This is a genomic window from Polaribacter sp. KT25b, from assembly GCF_900105145.1.
Lineage (GTDB): Bacteria > Bacteroidota > Bacteroidia > Flavobacteriales > Flavobacteriaceae > Polaribacter.
Window position 1 is genome coordinate 2,240,752 of the sequence record NZ_LT629752.1, and the last position, 22,077, is coordinate 2,262,828.

Annotated in this window: 24 protein-coding genes; all 24 read left to right on the plus strand. The window is 27.5% G+C overall.

Translation table 11 applies throughout. The annotated features are described in order from the left end of the window. The first annotated feature begins 1 nt into the window (after window position 1). The 24 genes from BLT70_RS09690 to BLT70_RS09805 all read left to right on the plus strand — a co-directional run bounded on the left by BLT70_RS09690 (window position 2) and on the right by BLT70_RS09805 (window position 21,960). Window positions 2-460, plus strand: coding sequence for a helix-turn-helix domain-containing protein (locus tag BLT70_RS09690; RefSeq protein WP_091893387.1), 459 nt, complete (start codon window positions 2-4; stop codon window positions 458-460). Then, a complete protein-coding gene (locus BLT70_RS09695) occupies window positions 406-1,254 on the plus strand; it encodes an IS3 family transposase (RefSeq protein WP_231962852.1) in 849 nt (282 codons plus the stop codon). Before BLT70_RS09690 ends, BLT70_RS09695 begins: the two co-directional genes overlap by 55 nt. Window positions 1,255-1,432: 178 nt before the next feature. Continuing rightward, the gene (locus BLT70_RS09700) at window positions 1,433-1,789 is read left to right on the plus strand and encodes a type II toxin-antitoxin system RelE/ParE family toxin (protein ID WP_091893931.1); all 357 of its coding nucleotides are present in this window, start codon (window positions 1,433-1,435) and stop codon (window positions 1,787-1,789) included. Beyond that, the gene (locus BLT70_RS09705) at window positions 1,779-2,069 is read left to right on the plus strand and encodes a helix-turn-helix domain-containing protein (RefSeq protein WP_042247315.1); all 291 of its coding nucleotides are present in this window, start codon (window positions 1,779-1,781) and stop codon (window positions 2,067-2,069) included. The genes BLT70_RS09700 and BLT70_RS09705 overlap by 11 nt, the downstream gene beginning before the upstream one ends. Before the next feature lie 213 nt (window positions 2,070-2,282). Further along, entirely contained in the window at window positions 2,283-2,741 is a 459-nt protein-coding gene (locus BLT70_RS09710) for a helix-turn-helix domain-containing protein (protein ID WP_091893387.1), read from the plus strand. After that, window positions 2,687-3,535, plus strand: coding sequence for an IS3 family transposase (locus tag BLT70_RS09715; RefSeq protein ID WP_231962852.1), 849 nt, complete (start codon window positions 2,687-2,689; stop codon window positions 3,533-3,535). The genes BLT70_RS09710 and BLT70_RS09715 overlap by 55 nt, the downstream gene beginning before the upstream one ends. A gap of 240 nt (window positions 3,536-3,775) precedes the next feature. Further along, window positions 3,776-4,462, plus strand: coding sequence for a DUF1444 family protein (locus tag BLT70_RS09720; RefSeq protein WP_157691874.1), 687 nt, complete (start codon window positions 3,776-3,778; stop codon window positions 4,460-4,462). A gap of 148 nt (window positions 4,463-4,610) precedes the next feature. Then, entirely contained in the window at window positions 4,611-5,057 is a 447-nt protein-coding gene (locus tag BLT70_RS09725; protein WP_091893935.1) for a hypothetical protein, read from the plus strand. Window positions 5,058-5,334: 277 nt separating this feature from the next. Further along, the gene (locus tag BLT70_RS09730) at window positions 5,335-6,411 is read left to right on the plus strand and encodes a Fic family protein (protein WP_091893937.1); all 1,077 of its coding nucleotides are present in this window, start codon (window positions 5,335-5,337) and stop codon (window positions 6,409-6,411) included. 238 nt (window positions 6,412-6,649) lie between these two features. Further along, complete coding sequence (locus BLT70_RS09735) at window positions 6,650-7,120, plus strand: hypothetical protein (RefSeq protein WP_157691875.1); 471 nt, start codon at window positions 6,650-6,652, stop codon at window positions 7,118-7,120. Window positions 7,121-7,284: 164 nt separating this feature from the next. Further along, on the plus strand, window positions 7,285-8,091 hold the full coding sequence (locus tag BLT70_RS09740) for a DUF2971 domain-containing protein (RefSeq protein WP_091893941.1): 807 nt from the start codon (window positions 7,285-7,287) through the stop codon (window positions 8,089-8,091). Window positions 8,092-8,155: 64 nt separating this feature from the next. Beyond that, window positions 8,156-8,983, plus strand: a complete 828-nt coding sequence (locus BLT70_RS09745; protein WP_091893943.1) for a hypothetical protein — start codon at window positions 8,156-8,158, stop codon at window positions 8,981-8,983. A gap of 146 nt (window positions 8,984-9,129) precedes the next feature. Next, window positions 9,130-11,181: a hypothetical protein gene (locus tag BLT70_RS09750; RefSeq protein WP_157691876.1), complete on the plus strand. Its 2,052-nt coding sequence runs from the start codon at window positions 9,130-9,132 to the stop codon at window positions 11,179-11,181. 184 nt (window positions 11,182-11,365) lie between these two features. Next, the gene (locus BLT70_RS09755) at window positions 11,366-12,091 is read left to right on the plus strand and encodes a hypothetical protein (protein ID WP_091893947.1); all 726 of its coding nucleotides are present in this window, start codon (window positions 11,366-11,368) and stop codon (window positions 12,089-12,091) included. 362 nt (window positions 12,092-12,453) lie between these two features. After that, window positions 12,454-12,912 (plus strand): helix-turn-helix domain-containing protein, encoded by a 459-nt coding sequence (locus tag BLT70_RS09760; protein ID WP_091893387.1) that lies wholly within the window; start codon window positions 12,454-12,456, stop codon window positions 12,910-12,912. Continuing rightward, complete coding sequence (locus tag BLT70_RS09765; RefSeq protein ID WP_231962852.1) at window positions 12,858-13,706, plus strand: IS3 family transposase; 849 nt, start codon at window positions 12,858-12,860, stop codon at window positions 13,704-13,706. Before BLT70_RS09760 ends, BLT70_RS09765 begins: the two co-directional genes overlap by 55 nt. A 108-nt stretch (window positions 13,707-13,814) precedes the next feature. After that, a complete protein-coding gene (locus BLT70_RS09770; RefSeq protein ID WP_091893949.1) occupies window positions 13,815-14,906 on the plus strand; it encodes a DKNYY domain-containing protein in 1,092 nt (363 codons plus the stop codon). Window positions 14,907-15,728: 822 nt separating this feature from the next. Then, entirely contained in the window at window positions 15,729-17,309 is a 1,581-nt protein-coding gene (locus BLT70_RS09775) for a hypothetical protein (protein WP_091893951.1), read from the plus strand. Between the two features lie 215 nt (window positions 17,310-17,524). Next, window positions 17,525-17,977 carry an energy transducer TonB gene (locus BLT70_RS09780; protein WP_091893953.1) on the plus strand — a complete coding sequence of 151 codons (453 nt, stop codon included), beginning with the start codon at window positions 17,525-17,527 and terminating at the stop codon, window positions 17,975-17,977. Window positions 17,978-18,019: 42 nt separating this feature from the next. Next, a complete protein-coding gene (locus tag BLT70_RS09785) occupies window positions 18,020-18,496 on the plus strand; it encodes a hypothetical protein (protein ID WP_091893955.1) in 477 nt (158 codons plus the stop codon). A 162-nt stretch (window positions 18,497-18,658) separates the two neighbouring features. After that, window positions 18,659-19,594 carry a DUF2806 domain-containing protein gene (locus BLT70_RS09790; protein WP_091893910.1) on the plus strand — a complete coding sequence of 312 codons (936 nt, stop codon included), beginning with the start codon at window positions 18,659-18,661 and terminating at the stop codon, window positions 19,592-19,594. A 234-nt stretch (window positions 19,595-19,828) separates the two neighbouring features. After that, the gene (locus BLT70_RS09795; RefSeq protein ID WP_091893957.1) at window positions 19,829-20,401 is read left to right on the plus strand and encodes a hypothetical protein; all 573 of its coding nucleotides are present in this window, start codon (window positions 19,829-19,831) and stop codon (window positions 20,399-20,401) included. Between the two features lie 156 nt (window positions 20,402-20,557). Next, window positions 20,558-20,851: a hypothetical protein gene (locus tag BLT70_RS09800; RefSeq protein ID WP_157691877.1), complete on the plus strand. Its 294-nt coding sequence runs from the start codon at window positions 20,558-20,560 to the stop codon at window positions 20,849-20,851. Window positions 20,852-21,075: 224 nt separating this feature from the next. Further along, a complete protein-coding gene (locus tag BLT70_RS09805) occupies window positions 21,076-21,960 on the plus strand; it encodes a DUF5677 domain-containing protein (protein ID WP_091893961.1) in 885 nt (294 codons plus the stop codon). The last annotated feature ends 117 nt before the right edge of the window (window positions 21,961-22,077 follow it).

Sequence of the window (22,077 nt, forward strand, 5' to 3'; positions counted from 1 at the left end):
TATGAAAACACAAAATGAACACTGCCGAAAAAAAACTTACGAAAAAGTAACTTTAGAGCTTAAATTATTAGTCGTTGACCAAATTCAAAATGGTCAGATCTCAACCAACTTCGCTTCTAAAAAATATGACATTCCTAGAACTACCATTGGCTATTGGATTAAAAAATATAGTACTTTAGTGCAACAAAATACAGGAATGAGCAAAATAAACGAAATAAAAAAATTAAAGGAACGTATTGAAGCCCTTGAGTTTATCAAAGACTTTCAGCAAGATATTATTGCCGATATGGAAATCATTACAGGAGTCGATTTATCAAAAAAGTCGCTGCCCAAAACATTAGTAAAAGAGATAGAGCTAAAAAAGAAAAACCGTTTAAAAGAAAGTGGTTCTATGAATGTTTTGGGATTAGTAAACAAGCCTTCTACAAAAGATGTAAAGAGCAAGAAATCAAACAAATAAATTATGATAAACTTATTGTAATGGTACTAGATTATCGCAAAAAAGTAGGCATGAGAACTGGTGGTATTAAGCTGTATGATGAACTAAAATCTGACTTCATAAAACAAAACATAAAGATGGGAAGAGATAAATTTTACGACTTTTTAAGGCTCCATAATTTGCTCGTCCCTAAGCTTAAAAATTACGTGACAACAACAGATTCGAATCATCAATTTAGAAAATATAAAAACCTGATTAAAGACCAAGTGCCTAATAGACCAGAACAACTCTGGGTAACCGATATAACATACATTAAAACAGAAAATGGACACAATTATCTAGCAATCGTAACAGATGCTTATTCCAAGCAAATTATGGGCTATAAATTAGATAACAACATGAAAACATCTCTTTGTACAGAAGCTCTTGCTATGGCTATTAAAAACAGAAAATATCCTAATGAAAAACTAATTCATCATTCCGATAGAGGTTTTCAATACTGTAATCCTAAATACACAGCATTTGCCGAAGAAAATGGAATGATAATGAGTATGACAGAACAATATGATCCTTACGAAAATGCAATCGCTGAGAGAATTAATAGAACTTTAAAATATGAATATGGACTTAGAAACTGTATTAAAAACACTGCTATTGCTCAAGAAATCACAAAACAAGCTGTAGATATATACAATAATTTGAGAAAGCATTTTAGCCTAGATTTAAGAAATCCTGCTGACGTACATTTAAATCCTAACATCAAATACAAATCATATCGAAAAAATAAAGTAAATTTACCTGAACTTAAAATTTAATCTAAAAGCTAGTTCAAATTATTTTTTTGCCTTCTAAACGGCTAAAAAAAATAGTTTGAACGGGTAAATTAATAAAAAAAAAGGTCAACCTATATCAGTATAATACAAAACCCTCGAATTTCGAATTAAACTTTTGAAATATTTTGAAAATAGTAACTTTTAAGTTACCTTTGTCGGAATGGAAAAAGTTAGGCAAGTAATACAATACAAAAATTATTTCGAGGAGTTTCTACTTGCTCAACCGAAAAAGGTTCAGGACAAAATATTTAAGGTCATTGAAATAATCGAAACTTATCAGCACGTGCCGAAAACGTATTTAGCACCAATGAAAACTCACAAAGGATTATTTGAGGCTCGAATAAAATTAGGTTCGAATATTTGGCGAGTTTTTTGCTTCTTCGATAAAGGTAAATTAGTTATACTCTTGAACGGATTTACTAAAAAGACACAGAAAACACCGAAAAAAGAAATCGACAAAGCTGTTCGATTAATGAAAGAGTATTACGAAGAAAAAAACAAAAGCAATGGAAACTAAAAGTTGGAAAGACATAAAAGACACAGTTTACGGAAAAAAAGGAACTGAACGCAGAGACGAACTCGACAGAGATTTTGAATCGTTTAAAATCGGTTTGCTTTTACGAAATGCACGTGAGGAAAAAAATCTGACTCAAGAACAACTTGGCGAATTGATTGACAAAAAACGAACTTACATTTCTCGTGTAGAAAATAATGGCAGTAATCTGACTTTAAAAACCTTATTTGACATCGTAGAAAAAGGACTTGGTGGAAAAGTTAACATTTCAATCGAAGTCTGATATAAAGTACGATTTTACAACACCGTGTATAATTAATTGCTTGGTTCGTGCTTACTTACGAAAATCCTCGCGGATTTTCTATTCGGTTTTTATTTGCTAAATTACGTGCTTAACCACGCAACTAACCATACACAAAACCGTTGTAACCAATTTGAAAAATATACTTTCCTGAAATAGGTTGACTAAAAATTAAACACTTAATTATAGTCACTTATGAAAACACAAAATGAACACTGCCGAAAAAAAACTTACGAAAAAGTAACTTTAGAGCTTAAATTATTAGTCGTTGACCAAATTCAAAATGGTCAGATCTCAACCAACTTCGCTTCTAAAAAATATGACATTCCTAGAACTACCATTGGCTATTGGATTAAAAAATATAGTACTTTAGTGCAACAAAATACAGGAATGAGCAAAATAAACGAAATAAAAAAATTAAAGGAACGTATTGAAGCCCTTGAGTTTATCAAAGACTTTCAGCAAGATATTATTGCCGATATGGAAATCATTACAGGAGTCGATTTATCAAAAAAGTCGCTGCCCAAAACATTAGTAAAAGAGATAGAGCTAAAAAAGAAAAACCGTTTAAAAGAAAGTGGTTCTATGAATGTTTTGGGATTAGTAAACAAGCCTTCTACAAAAGATGTAAAGAGCAAGAAATCAAACAAATAAATTATGATAAACTTATTGTAATGGTACTAGATTATCGCAAAAAAGTAGGCATGAGAACTGGTGGTATTAAGCTGTATGATGAACTAAAATCTGACTTCATAAAACAAAACATAAAGATGGGAAGAGATAAATTTTACGACTTTTTAAGGCTCCATAATTTGCTCGTCCCTAAGCTTAAAAATTACGTGACAACAACAGATTCGAATCATCAATTTAGAAAATATAAAAACCTGATTAAAGACCAAGTGCCTAATAGACCAGAACAACTCTGGGTAACCGATATAACATACATTAAAACAGAAAATGGACACAATTATCTAGCAATCGTAACAGATGCTTATTCCAAGCAAATTATGGGCTATAAATTAGATAACAACATGAAAACATCTCTTTGTACAGAAGCTCTTGCTATGGCTATTAAAAACAGAAAATATCCTAATGAAAAACTAATTCATCATTCCGATAGAGGTTTTCAATACTGTAATCCTAAATACACAGCATTTGCCGAAGAAAATGGAATGATAATGAGTATGACAGAACAATATGATCCTTACGAAAATGCAATCGCTGAGAGAATTAATAGAACTTTAAAATATGAATATGGACTTAGAAACTGTATTAAAAACACTGCTATTGCTCAAGAAATCACAAAACAAGCTGTAGATATATACAATAATTTGAGAAAGCATTTTAGCCTAGATTTAAGAAATCCTGCTGACGTACATTTAAATCCTAACATCAAATACAAATCATATCGAAAAAATAAAGTAAATTTACCTGAACTTAAAATTTAATCTAAAAGCTAGTTCAAATTATTTTTTTGCCTTCTAAACGGCTAAAAAAAATAGTTTGAACGGGTAAATTAATAAAAAAAAAGGTCAACCTATATCAGTATAATACAAAACGAATCGATAATATTTATGTTTTCCTTATTTAAATCAAAGTCGAACTTATCAGAATCTGAATTTTCGGAGAAATTTTTCGCTGAATTAAAACGGAAAGTTAAAGGATTAGTATTAGTTTCAATTAATGGTTTGGAAGTTACAACCAAACTAAAAGGTTCAGATAATTACCGACATTTTTTAGACAATTCATACGCTGAATATAAAAACGAACCGAAAGATTTAAAAAAAATAATTAAAAAATATACATTAGCCTCAAAAGAACTTTTTCTTCCAGAAGAACCTGTTAAATTGGAAAGAATTGTTCCTATAATAAAAGACAAAAGATATTTAATAGAAAGCTCAAAACTTGTTGAAAATTTTGAGAATACTCACGTTTATGAAAAGTACAATTCGGAATTGTATATATTTTATGCAGAAGATAAGGATCACTCAATAAGTTATTTAACAAAAGAAAGAATTGAGCAACTGAACATAGGAATTGAAAAACTAAAAGAAAAAGCAATTGAAAACCTGAATTCTATAGTTTCAAAAATGGAAAGTCACGGAGAAAATGGTTATTTTATGTTAACTGCAGGAGGAGATTATGAAACAAGTTTATTATTATTTGATATTTGGAATAAAGAAAACTTCCCAGTAGATGGTGAATTAATAATTGGAATTCCAGCAAGAGACATTTTAATAATTACGGGAACAAATGAAAAAGAGAATATTGAAAAATTAGAGAATTCAATTGGAGAAATTAATGAGAATGGAGACCATTTAGTTTCTGATAAAATATTTATATTTAAAAAAGGAAAATTTGAATTGTGGAAATAAGTACTGTTGGCAACACCGTATAAACTTTATTGCTAGTTTTAGCTCACTTGGGAAATTCCTCCGGAATTTCGCCGTTCGTGTTTTATTTACTAAATTCACTGCTTAAACCACGCAACAAAGCTTATACAACAACGTTGCCCACAATTAAATGAAAATCAACAAACTGAATCATATAATTTTAATTTTATTACTTTTTTTGGTTTCGTGTGAAAACGGAATTAAAAAAGGAAACGAATTATCAAAATCAGATTTAAAATACATTCGTGATTTAGGTTTATTAAATGAAAATGAGAAAATAATACTTTTTTCCTCTCAAGGTGGAAATCGAATGAGTGGGAATTTTTTGTCGGAAAATAGACTTGCGTCTTATTGGGTTGAAAACCGAAAAGAGAATAATCAAATTAACTCTGCCAAATTTATTGAAATTGACACTTTGATAACAACAGATTTATCCGAAGCTCTGACTTATGCCTCTTATATAAAAGTCATAAAAAAAAATAGTTCGGAATTTAAAGTTTACGTGGACGGAAAGCCTGAAAAAATAGATGAATTCTTTGAAAAAGCGATTTCTGAATGGAAAAAACGAAAAAAATAACTGTGGGCAACACCGTATAAAAAAAATTGCTAAATTAGTGCTTAACCAAAGGTTGTTGCATTTTTATCAACTTCTGAATTTCCTTCGGAAATTCCTCGCTGACAAAACCGCAACTTTCCTTATACAACAACGTTGGCAAAAATACCGTAGCACGCTGAAAAAATTGAATGTAAAGAATTTTTAAAAATCTTATCATATATTTTTTATATGTAAAGAAAAGTCAATTTTCTTATCAAAAGAATTATCTTTGTATAGAAAAATAGATTTTCTTATCACTATGAATAATTTCAAACTAGAAAAATTACCACTTACAAAAGATATTGAAACTAAAAATATTTTAAAGAAACTTAATGAAGCACATAGAGCTTTAGCTGAATTAAAAGGTTTAGTTTCTAGTATTCCTAATGAACATATTTTAATAAATACTTTAGGACTTCAAGAAGCTAAGGATAGTTCTGAAATTGAAAATATCATTACAACACACGATGACCTTTACAAAGCTGAGTTAAATCTTGACGGTTTAAAATCATTAGATGCTAAGGAAGTACAAAATTACATTTCAGCATTAAAAATTGGTTATTCATTAATTTCCAAAAGAAATATATTAACCAACAATAACATTATTGAAATTCAAGCTGAACTTGAAAAAAATAATGCGGGATTTAGAAAAGTTCCTGGTACTGCTTTGAAAAATGCAACTACAGGAGAAGTTGTTTATACCCCTCCTCAAGATTATGAAACAATTAAAGAATTAATGACTAATCTTGAACAATTTACTAACGATGATAGTTTGTCAGAATTTGATCCTATTGTAAAAATGGCAATCATTCATTTTCAATTTGAAAGTATTCATCCTTTCTATGATGGAAACGGAAGAACTGGTAGAATTATAAATGTACTATATCTTGTAATGAAAGATTTATTGGATTTACCTATACTCTATCTTAGTAGATATATTATAGAAAATAAAGCTAAATATTACGAACTATTACAAGAAGTTAGAGAAACTGGGAATTGGGAAAATTGGTTATTATATATTATTCAAGCTGTAGAGCAAACATCAAAACAAACAATCTCTACAATTAAAGAAATTCAAGTTTTAATGCTTGAATACAAACACTTAATAAGAGATAATTATAAATTTTATAGTCAAGATTTATTGAATAATTTATTCCAACATCCATACACTAAAATTGAATTTATAGAAAAAGATTTAGGTGTATCCAGAATAACTGCTGGAAATTATTTGAATAAGTTAGCAAAAGACGGAATTTTAATAAAACAAAAGTTAGGAACAGGGAATTATTATATCAATCATAAATTATATACGATTCTGACAAACAAAGTACTTTAGCCAACACCGGCTAAAAAACATAGCTAAGTTTGTGCTTTCCCAATGTCTGTGTTTTATTTATTTTGTGTAATTTTAATCTGAAAAGTAATTGCTAGTCTAAACGCTACGTTTCCTAGCCAAACACGTTGTAAAACATTAACCAAAAATGCCGAAAAGAAAGCTGAAAACGAAATATTACATTCTTTTTATTGTTATATTAATAATTTGGAATTCTAAAGAAAGCATCGAATTTTATTATTTGAAAAATATAAAAAATGAAACTGGAATAAAAGTTATTGAAATTGACTCTTCCAAAATAAAAACTTATTCTGAATTACTGAAAATTCCTGAATTAATAAATAAACCATCCTTTATTTACTTTAACACTCAATTGTCTGAAAAAAGACTGAAGTCTGACAAAATAGTTTTAAATGAAATGTTTGAAAAATTTAAGAATGAAAATATTAATATTATTTTTATTTCAAACGGTCTTGAAGGTGAAAATTATAAGAAATGGTTTATAAAAATGAATAATCTCAATTTAAATGGAATTCACATAAACTTTGAAAATTATAATCATTATAAAAGTTATTTAAAAACTGAAATAATTGATTTGAATGAAAGAACAACTTTCCCTCATTATCTTTTAGCTAATAAAAAAGGAAAAATTACAGATACAGTTTTTGACGGAAAAATACATTTAGAAAAAATTGAAAAACTAATTGAATAAAAAACGTTTTACAACACCGTATAAACTTTACTGCTGGTTTTGGCTCACTTGGGAAATTCCTCCGGAATTTCGCCGTTCGTGTTTTATTTAGTAAATTCACTGCTTAAACTACGCAACAAAGCTTATACAACAACGTTGGGCACTATTACAAACTTAAAGTAAAAATGGAAAAAATCGTAATTGATTTAAAAACTGAAATATTATTTGACAAAAATGATTGGAAAGTATTTAAAGAAGGAAAGCTTGAAAAAACTGAAACAAAAAACTTATTTAAATATTTTTCTTTAAATGAATATAGTTTAGACTCATTGGAAAATAATTATGTTTATTTAAGTAATCCTAAAGATTTCAATGACCCATTTGACTGTAACAGAAATTTAATTATTGAAAAGCAAAAAGAAATTAAAGACTTGGAATATGTTGAAAGTCTAAATGATATATCAGGAATTGGAATTTGTAGTTTTTCAGAAAACGGAATTGAGCCATTATTATGGAGTCATTATGCAAATTCATATCGTGGATTTTGTCTAAAATTTAAACCTGAATTTTTAATCAAAAAAAATCTTGAATTTGCAAAACTTAAAAAAGTAATTTATTCAAAAGAGCCAAGATCTATTTCTTTAAAATCAAATTTTGCTAAATATTATCAATATATTTTAAAACTAGAAAACTGGAATTATGAGAGTGAATGGAGATTATTATTTCAAAATCCTTCTCAAGTTGAAAATAAATATCATTTTAATGAAAATTGTATTGAAGAAATTTCAATCGGTTATAAATTTATGCAACCAACAAATGATAACGAAAGAAAGTTAAAAATTAAATTTGATAAACTTCGAAAAGATAAATTTAAAAATGTACCATTATACACTGTAGGACCGCATACCACAAAACTTGAATTACAAAAACTTAGACTTCTAGAAGGGACAAAGGAAGATGCGATTGAAATGATTAGGAAAATATTTAAATAAACAGTGCCCAACACCTTGTATAAAAAATTGCTATATTTGGTTTAAACTAAAGCCTGTTGCTTTTTTGCAAACTTCTGAATTTCCTCCGGAAATTCCTCGTTCACAAAACCGCAACTTTCCATACAAAACAACGTTAGGCAAAATTATGAAACCGAAACTTCAAATATTATTAAGTATACTAATTTTGACTTTTAGTTGTGTTCAAAAAAACGAACAGAATAAAAGTGAAAACGTAATAAATATTGAAGAAAAAAAAGAAATAATTTATCCTAAAAAAGAATTTAAAAACAGCTTTGAAGTTGACACGACACTTGTTAAAAAGAATTTCTTTGGGGATTTAAAAATATCAAATTCAATAAAAGAAGATAGTATAGTATCATTATGTCAATGTAAAAAGTATAAGAAAGATAATAGAATAAAAATACAACTTAAAACTGCTATTCCAACAAAAAAGGAATTAGATACTTTGAGTGAAAGTTTTAAGAAAAGAAATAGATTTTTACAAATTGGAGATTTAGGCTATTTGAAAACCATAAGTGGACAATTTAAGTTTTTAACTATTGTACTAAAAGATAGTACTGTCGAAAGTATAAATTTGTATTCTAAATCGACCGAAAAAGAATATAATGGAATTGATTTTGATTCACTATCAATAGAAAAATATAAAATAAATATTTCAAAATTCAATTATTCAATTGCTTCAAATGTTTACGGAAATTTTGAACTTCATCTTAAAAAAGAATTTGGTTTTTTTGAGAACGATACTATTCTAAAAAGTAGTTTTTTATGTAATAATTGGGTAATATCAGAAAAGAGCGAAATTAAAAATTGGAATATTAAAGAATATTTTGAAAATAGACATAATGATAGAGGATTTAGAGTTATTGAATAAAACTTTGCCTAACACCGTGTATAAAAAATTGCTATATTTAGCATAAACTAAAACTTGTTGCTTTTTTGCAAACTTCTGAATTTCCGTAGGAAATTCCTCGTTCACAAAATCGCAACTTTTAATACACAACAACGTTGTACACAATTATGAAAAAGACACTCTACACATTCCTATTAACTTTAATTTCATATAATATTTATGCTCAAAATCATATTGTGAATGAGAATGATATCCCTAAACTAAATTCAATTATTAAATCTTTAGAGAAAGAATTTAATGGAAATGAAACTCCAACATATAAATCATTACCACATACATCGGCAAACTACTTTAAAATAATTACAAACAAGCCAAATGATTTTCTAAATTCATTAGACAATGCTGAAAATTTTGAACAACTGATTAAGGAAAACCCAACCCTTCAAATTGATAGAGATTTATTAATTATTAAAAATGTAGGTTTCAATTATAAGAAAGAAAAAAAAATTGAAGTCAAATCTTTTGAAATAGGTCAAAGTCAAAGACATTTAATTGAAATAAAATATAGCGATTCTTTAAACAATAGTAACATTAAATTTCTCTATTCAATACATAAAGAAACTTGGAGCGATTACAAAGATGCTTCAATCATTCAAGGGTTTTATTTAATTAATAAATTTAAGTCGATTAATATTCCTGAAAAATATACAAATTGGATACACTATACAGATATTATAGTAAAACCAGAGACATCTATTTTCTATGACAACAAAGAAAAATCAAGTGGGTTAAGAAGCTATAAAAAAACTATTATTGACTCTTTGGTAAGTTATTATGAAACTAAAACTAACAAACCACCTTATCGGAAAGAACAAGACTTTATTGCACGCAGAAAAGAATTAGACAAATGGCAATCAAAAAAGCAAAAGTTTTCCGATAGCTTATATAAAACGGATAAACATTTTAAAAAGCTTTTAATAGAAGCCTTATCATATGCAGAAGAAAATAAAGTTTCGAATGGAGATTTGGAAGATTTTACATCTCAATTAATTTCTAAAAATAGAGCTTTAGAGTTAATGCGACAAAATCGACAGGTTGGTTCTTGCAGTTTTGATAATGGTCCAGTAATCCAACAAAAAAGAATTGCAGCTCTTGCTGCTCAAAATCAAAATTGGGAAGTGTTTATACAGTCATTCCTTAATGTTATGAATGATAACGTTACAAGAAATGCCAATAGTAATATTGCGTCTAACGCCAGAAATACCTATATAGAAGAATTGGCAAAGTTGGATTTAGATATTGACAAAATCTTGTTGGGTTCTAATTTGAGAATTCAAGACACCGTTCAAAAACACTATTTTTCTGATGGTAGTAAAATAGCTAAAGCTTATGCAAATTTAGATTCTGAAAATCAGCATTATTTTGAAAAAACAATTTCTGATATTATTAGCGACAAATCAATAGATGCGTTTAATAAGCTTCATTTTTATAACACTTATAGAAGTTATCAATATTTTTTGAAAGATAGTCTCAAAAAGAATGAGGCAGATAAAAATATTGAAAAACTAATTCCTTTACTTCCTAATGAAATAAAGTCAAGAATTGAAAATCCTAATAAGCAACTTTACGATTTACTTTATCGAGAAAAAAATGAGTTAGACGAGTTTGAAATTAAATCCTCAATAATAGCAAATATTTACTCTTACAGTTATGGTGGCGATTGTTGGCAAGCAGAATTAATAGAGAAAGGTTCAAACGGAAAAATCATTTATGATTTGACAATGGCTATTGGAGAGGAAATAACACCTTTTCAAAACTTCCTTTATAAAAAAGATGAATTGACATCTCGTGTTATAAGTCATTCTTTTTTACAAGAAATCCTTAATGAAAATAGTGAAAACAAATTGTATGTTAAATTCACAAACGACAAATCATTTGCTAACTATAGAAATAAGGTAACCGAAGAAATACCAGAAGAATTAACTTCTGCACTGGATTTCAACAATGCAATTTCTTTGTACATATCATTTCCGAATAGAAAATATGTACGCTTCATTTTATTAGGCAATGGTAACTTATTGACTTTAGGAATTCCAAAGGATTTTGAATTACCAGGTTATAAATTCGAGGAATTAATGACTAAAGAAGAGAAATCATTCTTATCAACTTCATATAAAAGTTTTAAATTATTTGACAACAAAGGAAAAATGTTGAATTGAAAAATAACTGTGTACAACAATGCATATAAAAAATAGCTAAATCATTGTAAATATGAAATTTATAACGCAAAAATATATTAATTTTAAACATCTGAAAAGTACGTTTTCAAACACGCTACTTTTCATATTCTAACCCGTTGGCAACAAGCTGAAAATCGAGAATCCGAGAATATAATTTTTATAAATGGAAATATTTCAAAACATAATTATCCCTTTAATATCTGCATTGGTTGGAGGATTATTTTCAGTTTGGGTTTTTAACAAAGGTCTTAACAAGAAAAAACAAGAAGAAAGAAAAAACAGAATTCAAAACAACTTTGAAACTGAAGAATATTTCTTTTATAATTTAAAATCAATATTATACTTCATAGACCAACAAGTTGATGCAATTTCAAAGACTTCTCGAAACACTAAAAATTGGTTTCATAAAAATTTGACTTTAGCAACATTCTCTGAATTAAAAATGACTGAATTAAGAGAGTTAAACTTTAAAACTTTGTTTCAAATATTAGTAATAGACAGACAAGGAAATAATAAAGAAAAAATGCAAGATTTTATAAATATTAAGAACTGCTTGCATAACATAGAAGACTTTGTTCAAAAACATAAAGATGAAAATGAAAAGCCTCATATAGATTTAAACAAATATTTGGACATTTGGAATAGCAGTTTAAAAAATTTAACTCAATTATATAATCATTACATTTTTTTAAAACCTAGTAAAGACGATTCCCTAATGCCGATACTACATAAATATATTGTAGTTGAACAGCGAAAATTAATGGAGAATGGAAATGACCAAAATATGGAAGTGTTTTATAACTCTATCATAATTCCTTTTATGAATGAAATTGTTGCATATAAAAACTCTGATGACCAAAGAATTTTACCTGTTATTGAAAACTCTTAATGGAATGCCGTAAAAGCTACGAACAGACAAAAGCGTTAAGATACCAGAGGAGGAAAAACATATTAAGTTCAGGTAGGAGATTGATTAAAATAAAACAACTTTTGAACGAAAGTATAAATTCAATGGAAAGAAGAAAAAAACGAATTGAATAAAGCCAATTGCCAACACCGTGTATAATTAATTGCTTTGTTCTTGCCTACTTGCGAAAATTCCTGCGGAATTTTCACGGGTTCGTAAAAGTTTACTAAATTAGTTGCTTAACCACGCAACTAACCATACACAAACACGTTATGTGGCATTTAAAAAACTATACTTTCCTGAAATAGGTTGACTAAAAATTAAACACTTAATTATAGTCACTTATGAAAACACAAAATGAACACTGCCGAAAAAAAACTTACGAAAAAGTAACTTTAGAGCTTAAATTATTAGTCGTTGACCAAATTCAAAATGGTCAGATCTCAACCAACTTCGCTTCTAAAAAATATGACATTCCTAGAACTACCATTGGCTATTGGATTAAAAAATATAGTACTTTAGTGCAACAAAATACAGGAATGAGCAAAATAAACGAAATAAAAAAATTAAAGGAACGTATTGAAGCCCTTGAGTTTATCAAAGACTTTCAGCAAGATATTATTGCCGATATGGAAATCATTACAGGAGTCGATTTATCAAAAAAGTCGCTGCCCAAAACATTAGTAAAAGAGATAGAGCTAAAAAAGAAAAACCGTTTAAAAGAAAGTGGTTCTATGAATGTTTTGGGATTAGTAAACAAGCCTTCTACAAAAGATGTAAAGAGCAAGAAATCAAACAAATAAATTATGATAAACTTATTGTAATGGTACTAGATTATCGCAAAAAAGTAGGCATGAGAACTGGTGGTATTAAGCTGTATGATGAACTAAAATCTGACTTCATAAAACAAAACATAAAGATGGGAAGAGATAAATTTTACGACTTTTTAAGGCTCCATAATTTGCTCGTCCCTAAGCTTAAAAATTACGTGACAACAACAGATTCGAATCATCAATTTAGAAAATATAAAAACCTGATTAAAGACCAAGTGCCTAATAGACCAGAACAACTCTGGGTAACCGATATAACATACATTAAAACAGAAAATGGACACAATTATCTAGCAATCGTAACAGATGCTTATTCCAAGCAAATTATGGGCTATAAATTAGATAACAACATGAAAACATCTCTTTGTACAGAAGCTCTTGCTATGGCTATTAAAAACAGAAAATATCCTAATGAAAAACTAATTCATCATTCCGATAGAGGTTTTCAATACTGTAATCCTAAATACACAGCATTTGCCGAAGAAAATGGAATGATAATGAGTATGACAGAACAATATGATCCTTACGAAAATGCAATCGCTGAGAGAATTAATAGAACTTTAAAATATGAATATGGACTTAGAAACTGTATTAAAAACACTGCTATTGCTCAAGAAATCACAAAACAAGCTGTAGATATATACAATAATTTGAGAAAGCATTTTAGCCTAGATTTAAGAAATCCTGCTGACGTACATTTAAATCCTAACATCAAATACAAATCATATCGAAAAAATAAAGTAAATTTACCTGAACTTAAAATTTAATCTAAAAGCTAGTTCAAATTATTTTTTTGCCTTCTAAACGGCTAAAAAAAATAGTTTGAACGGGTAAATTAATAAAAAAAAAGGTCAACCTATATCAGTATAATACAAATGAAAAAGAAATTTTACATAATAATTTTAGTTTTTAGCTTTTTATCATGTGTAAAAGGCGAATTATTTGATGCAAAAAAATCAAAATCATATTTTATTAAAAATAATAATATTTATTATTCACCTAATGGGAATTGGTTTGAATTAGGATACAATAAATCTGAAGCAGATTACAAAACATTTGAAATACTTTCTGAACAAATATCTAAGGATTCTAAATCAATCTATTTTGGATATCAAAAACAAAGTCAAATAGATTACTCATCCTTTAAATTAGATTCAAATGGAATTCCAAAAGACAAAAATAATGTTTATGAATATGGAATTAACTATCTAAAACCTGTTACAATAGAAGGTATTGATATTGAAACATTTGAATATTTACGAAAAAATAGATCAAGTAAATATTCTTGGGCAAAAGATAAAAACAATTATTACTTCAAGGGAAAAAAATTGAATATCAATTATAATAGCTTAAAATTTATAAATGAAGATTTTTTTTATGACAATGAGCATCTTTATTCTGATTTAAAAGGTTGGAAAATAATTACAATTTCTAAAATTGAAAGTACCCCTAAAAAAGTCAATGAAAAATATATTTTATCTAACGATACTTTATACTATGTCGGAGAAAATAAAAAAAATAGAATTTCTTTATTTTCGGAAAAAATAGAAAAATATGAAAAGTTTGGTACTATTTCTAAAAATGTAGTTTCAATAGATACAATAATTTTCTCTTTTGGGACAAAGTACGAGCCTTTAGATCCTAAAACTTTAAAAAAAATTAAAATAGATTATAATAGTTTTGAAACTTTATATGAATCTCATTCTAAAATAAGCTTTAATTATTATAAAGATATTAGAAATGTCTATTTCAATAATTTTATAATTGAAAAAGCAAATCCAAAAACATTTAAAGTATTGGGTTTAAGTTTTTCTAAAGACGATAAATTTGTATTTTATAATACAGAAGTGTTAAAAGGAATTGATTCTAAGTCATTCAGAAAAAGTAAAAATGGATATACTTGGAAAGATGATTTTGGAAATGAATTTGATTTCAAAGGAAATAGAATTAGTGAAAAAAAACTATAGCCAACAACGTGTAAAAAAAATTGCTAGTAAAAACCTACTTGCGAAAATCCTCGCGGATTTTCTTGGTTTGTGTTTTATTTACTAAATTCATTGCTTAAAGCACGCAACTTTCCTTACACAACAACGTTGTAAAAAACTGGGCGAAAGTATAATTTAAGAACAAAAGTTATTTTAAAATACATTTGGCTTTAAAAGTCTGAAAACTCAAAAGGCGAAAAAAAAGTTTGAAAAAATTAGTTTTGAAACACTCTCTCGCGAATCAAAATTTTGAAATAATTTTGTTGGTTTTTGGGAATTTAAAAATTTAAATAGTTGTTTAAGTTCTGAGTTTTAAAACGCTAAAAAAAAGGAAAAACTTGCATAATTTAGCTTGTTTGAAAATATCTGAAAACTTGAAACTAAAATCCTGTTTGAAACTAAAAATTGTATAATTGAGCAAAGTATTGTGTAAAAGTCGGAGAAATTCGTTTTTTAAAGCAAAATTTATAAAGGCTGAGAGATTTCTAGAAGTAAAAAAAGTGTTTCATAATATTCTGAATTAAAAGCCTGGGAAAACGCTGAAAAATTAAAATTTCGGAATTTCCTCAGAAACTCAAAAAAGGAAAGAATAGAAGTAGGAATCTTAGAACTTGTTAATTGGAAATTAAACACGCATTTTACAACACCTTGTATAAAAAATTGCTAAATTAGTGCCTAAGTAAAGTTTGTTGCTTTTTTGTCAACCTCTATTTTCCTTCGGAAAATAGCCGTCGACTTAAAACGCAACTTTCCATACAAAAACACGTTGTGTGTAATACCAAACAGAAAACCAAAGAAAAATAAATGGAGCAGAATACAATTGAAATAATTAAAACGATTGGAAGTCAATGGAAGTTTTTATTAGTGGTATTTCTTATAGTTGTTTTCATTATTAAATGGAAAACAATTTGGTCATTCATAGGCAATTTTACACAAATTAGAGTAAAAAGAGGGCAGACTGAATTTGAAATGCACCGCAAAGAAAACAAAGAAGATAGTGAAACGACTAATCAAGAAAAAGTAATCCCCAAAGGAGATTCTTTAGAAGATGACAATGAAGAATTATCAGAATTAGAAAACAATGGAAATATTTTTATTCAATATCACAATGCTCTAAGTGAAAAGAAATTTAAAGAAGCGAGTGAATTATTAGATAAAGTTTTAGCTGAAATAGAGAGTCCAAATCGAAAAAAAGAGGAAGTTGTACGTAGTTATTATTTAAGGCATCAGTATGGTGATACTTCTGCTTTTAGAGAATTAGAAGAGTTTACTGATAAAATTGAAAACGACAACGAGAAAAAATCTCACGGTTTATTCTATTTAAGTTTAATATACAATCAAGCTAACAATTATGAAAAATCAGTTCAACTAGCTACTCAAGCTTTAGAAATAACAAACGACAATCAACAAAAAGCATTTTGTGTTTCTAGGATTTCAGATTATCATTTAGAAAATGACAATACAAAAGAGTCGCTCAAAATAATCATAAAAAGCATAGATAACATTAATGAAAAACAACCTAAAGTAATCTTATATAGAGCATTAGCTAATTATTATAAAAAAACTGAAAATAAATTATTAGAATCAATCGCATATCAAAAAGCACTTGAATTAACACCTAACAACACTTATTTATTATTTGATGCAGCTTATAATTTTAGCGAGACAGAACAAGATTTAAAAGATTTAAGCCTTTTATTTTATAAAAAGCTTTTAGGCTTTGATTCAAAATTTCAAAGTGCATTAAACAATATTGGTGTTACTTATAGAAATCTTGGGCTAGAGGTAAAATCTACAGAACAATATAAAAAGGCATTTGAATTAAAAAATAGTTTAGCCGCTTCAAATATTGCTAATCAATTAATTCATCTTGGATTTGTACAAGAAGCTGAAGAATATTTAAAAAAAGCAGAGGAGTTTGAAGATCCACACGAAAATGTTTTTGAAGCCACTTCTTTAATAAAAACGAAAATAAATAAAGAAAAAGAGGAAGAAGAAAAAATTCTAAAAAAAGCAAAGAAAAAATTTAGATTTTTTAATCATTTTGGAAATGCAGTTTTTACTTCAAAAAAAATAAGTTTTAAAATATCAAATCAATGGTATAATGATGATGATATCCCAATTACGATTTCCCAAAACAATAATACAATTGAATTTTCTTGGGAAAATGGAGAAGAAAAACATTCAATAAATGGAGTTTTAACAAATAATTCAATATTTGCCACCTACAAAAAACCTAAAAAGAATACTTATAGCTACAATGAACAAAATAAATACATACATAGAGATATTGAAGGATTTGGCTATATAAATTCAAGCAAAGAAATGAGGTTCATATTTGAGTTTGAAAAAGAAATTATTGAATTGAATTTTACGGAAAAATAAAGTACTACACACAACACCGTATATAATTTATTGCTGGCTTCTCGCCTACTTACGAAAGTCCTCGCGGACTTTCTTGGTCGGTAATTATTTACTAAATTAGTTGCTTGAAACACGCAACAAACCATATACAAACACGTTGGGCATAATTTAAGAAAAATCCGAAATTGAATAGAATAATAGGAATTATATTGACTTTTTTACTTCTAAGTTCCTGTATGAATTTGGAAAAAAAAGTGACGAAAAAAAATACTGCAAGTAAAAATGAACTAACTCAAGCGAAATTTAAAAAAGTGGAATCTAAAAACTCTCTAAACTTGGAATATCAGCTTTTGGGAGAAAATAATGAACAAATAAAATTTTCGAGCTTAACAAAAATGGCTGAATTTCCAGGCGGTTTTGACTCGCTTACTGTTTTTATCCAGAGAAATTTAGAACTTCCAAAAGGAGATTATAAGGAAATAGAAGGAAAAGTAAAATCAACTTTTATTATTGACACTCTTGGAAAAGTAGTTGACATAAATATTGTTGAAAAATTGGAAAAAAATTATGATTATGCTTCGTATGAAGTAATATCTAAAATTCCAGATTGGAAACCAGCAGAAATTGAAAACGGAAAAAAAGTTAGAATAAAAATTCTAATCCCATTCAAATTTATTTTAGAAAAGTAAAAACAACGCCTAAAAATATTTGGCAATAATTATCGAAATTAAATGGAACAAATAAGAAATTATAATCTAGAAGAATTTAAAAAACTTCTTCTAAATCATTTCAAGGAAATTTATGATTTAGAATTATTAATCCTTAAAGGACATATAATTACTGAATTTACAATTAACTGTTACCTAGAAAATTTATCAAATAGTTTAGACGCAAATTTTTTCAAAGAAAGATATAATCATAGTCTAAAAATAGGAATGATTGAACATTTTGGAAAATTTGGTGGTAGAACTTTAGAAATAGTAAAATCTCTTCGATTATTAAATAAAATAAGAAACGGAATTGCACATACATTGACCGTTAACGAACAACTAATTCAAGAATATGTCAATTCTGTTAGTCAAATTGCAAGTGAGGATTTTATTAATCCTGATTATGAGATAAGATTAAAATTTTCAATGGCAACTGGTTATTTATGTGGTGAAATATTTGGAGAATATTATGAACAAAGGGAAAAAAAAGAGGAATAAAAAAACTATGCCCAACACCGTATAAAAAAAATTGCTAAATTAGTGCTTAATCAAAGGCAGTTGCATTTTTGCCAACTTCTGAATTTCCTCCGGAAATTCCTCGCTGACAAAACCGCAACTTTTCTTATACAACAACGTTGGCAATAATTAAAAAAAAAATCTATGCCTGAAATTAACCTTATCAAATTAGAAGGAAAACCCTTTGAAAAACTAATTGACGTTATTAGTAAAGGAATAGGAACCTTATACAAACCTAGAGCAATCAGAAAAGAGGCAGATTCTAAAGCCTATGAAATTGGAATTATTGAACAAGCTAAATCAAAAGCTCTTGCAGAAGGAAAAGTACTAGAAGCGGAAACGTATTTAAGAATTCAAGAAAGATTACTTTTTAACGAAACTGAAAGACAAAAGAGCATAGATAATGTTGTTGAAATTGCTGCTGAACAGCTAAAAAATGAAGATAATATATCTGAAGAACCTGTAGATAAAGATTGGTCTAAAAGATTTTTTAATTTAGTCCAAGATACTACTGATGAGGAAATGCAGGCTTTGTGGGGAAGAATTCTTGCAGGAGAAACAAAAAAACCAAAATCCTATTCTAAACGAACTTTAGAAGTATTGAAAAACCTTTCTAAAGAAGAAGCTGAAATATTTACAAAATTTGCGGAATTAAAAATTAAAGTTAATGAATATACTGTAATTATAAATAATGACAAAGGAAAATTTATAAAAGAAGAATTTGGCATTACGTTTAATGATTGTTTATTAATGGTTGAATTAGGTTTAATTTCAAGTGAAAACAGTTTTGTAATTAGTTTTGAACCAACTAATAACAATGATAAAAATATTTATATTACTTATGGCAATAAAGGATTTAAAATAAAAAGAAAACAGAATTCACCAGAAAGAAATATCCAAGTATTATCATTTACTAAAATTGGTTGTGAACTTTCTAAACTAATCCATCCAAAAGTTAATATGAATTATATAGAAAAAATTTGTTTAAGCTTCAAGCACGAAAATACAGATATAGAATATGGTGACATATTAGAAAAGAACGAAAAAAAGTTTTTAATAAACATAAAAGAATATAACTAATAACTATTGCCAACACCTTGTATAAAAAATTGCTTAATTTAGTTTAATTTAAAACTTGTTGCTTTTTTGTAAACTTCTGAATTTCCGCTGGAAATTCCTCGTTCACAAAATCGCAACTTTCCATACAAAACAACGTTGTAAAACATTGTGCACCATATTTAAAACACAATATTAAAAGAAATTTTATCATCAAGTAAAAAAACATTATTTAATACATTTTAAAGAAACAACCGTATGAAAAACTTTATTAAATCAATTCTTCTTTTGTCAATATTACTCATTAGTAATTTCTCTTTCGCCCAAACTGTAGACGAAAAAACCAATGAAAAATTAAATATAAACTCTGATAATAACGATTTAGCTAATAAAATATGTGGAGCAAGTTATATTTCTTGGGGAGGGGCAAATCCGGTTAAAGCTCTAGAAATGACTATAATAAATGAAATAGGAGTTGAAGCCGATGACCCACTGAGATCCCAAAAAATTTCAGACTTCTTTAATAAGAATCATGACAGACTAATTTGCGGTGACGACACTAGACAAAAATTTAGAAAAAGGGAGCATTTCTTTAAAAGAGCTATTGCTTTTCACGCTTATGTGTACTTTGATCACTTAGCTGAAAGCGACGACTATTCCATTAATATGAACACCTATGAAATTATAGATGGTAAAAAAGAAACACTTATTGATTATGTAGATAAGATTTTAAACGATCCGGAAAAGCGAAAGTTATATAATGTTGATGGACTTAAGAACCTTCGTATCACTCTTGAAGAATTAGGAGTTACTAAAGGCGAAGAACTTTGAAATATGTAGGTTTTTTAATTGCCCACAACAACTTGTTAAACATTAAAAAAAAAACCCGAGATAGACCTTGAAAAAAGATATTTAATTATTATTTCGTTTATAATAATCGGAATTTTCCTTTGGTTGGGAATGAGAGTTGAACGTAAATTTACAAAATTGGATGAAACTTTTAAACCTGAATATAAAATTGAAAGAATTTACTTTCCCGAAAAAAGAGAGTCTTTATATCTGAAAAGAAAAACTTGTGGAATAACAGGAAATCACCAAACTACTGTAATATCAAAAAAAAAGAAATTCCAATTTGAAACTGAAACTATTTCAGATTATGTTTTTAAAGAATTTTTAGAAATTATCTTTAAAGCCGAAAATAATAAATTAATAATTTATTCATATTATAAACCCGAAATTCCAATAAAATTTGAATCAGAAATTGAAATAGAATTAAGATAACATAAGAAAAATGCTGAATAAAATAATTAAAAAAAGAAAGCTGAAAAAAACTATAGAAAATTTAAATAAAAAACGTTTTACAACACCGTGTATAAAAAATTGCTATATTTAGCTAAACTAAAACTTGTTGCTTTTTTGCAAACTTCTGAATTTCCGCTGGAAATTCCTCGTTCACAAAATCGCAACTTTTAATACACAACAACGTTGGCAACAAGCTGAAAAAAATGAACGAAAATCCTTCAAATAATTCTACTCTTGATTTTTATGAAAAATTACTTTTAGGTCCTTTAATGCAATTATATTCTGCAAGAAAAGAGACTGAACTTTCTGATTGGATGAGCTTTTCAAATCTACTTATTGACAAATTCGCAATACATTCATCTTCATTCTTCCATTTATCAAAAGGAATTATTGAACATAGAAAATCAGGCGAAAAAAAGAGAATAAATGGTTATGATTTATTTACTGTAAACACAACTTTTAGAGCATTATTAGAAACTTATGTGACATTTCATAATCTTTTTGTTGAACCAAAATCTGAGCAAGAAACAGAATTACGTTTTTTGATTTGGAAACTTGATGGACTTTATCAAAAAAGGAAATATGATATTGATAAATCTGATTTTGAAAAAGCGGAGGAAATACTTAAAAAAGACAATGAATTAATAAATAACACTCAAAAACAAATAGAACAATCTGAATTCTTTAAGAAATTAAACTCTGAACAATCTATAAAAATTTATAATCCTAATTTTAAAAGTGCAAATTGGAAGTTTTTAATTAAAAATGACCTTATAAAACCAAAAAAAATACTTGAATTAGTAAAACACGTTTGTAAACAAAAAGGTTTTGTTAACTTATATAAATATACGTCAATTCATTCTCACTCGAATTTTCCTGCTTTAGCAGAATTTAAAGATACTCGTGGGAAAATTATATCTGACAAACATACAGAACCAACAACTGAATATGCTACAATTATGACTTGCCTTTTAATGTCTGATATTTGTATCATTGATAAAAACGCAAAGTCAAAATTTGAAACTTTTCCGAAAGCAATTAAAGAATATATAAATGGAATTACAAAAGTAATTAAGGAGTCTGAATAAAAGCCTGTTGCCAACACCGTATAAACTTTATTGCTGGTTTTGGCTCACTTGGGAAATTCCTCCGGAATTTCGCCGTTCGTGTTTTATTTAGTAAATTCACTGCGTTAAACAACGCAA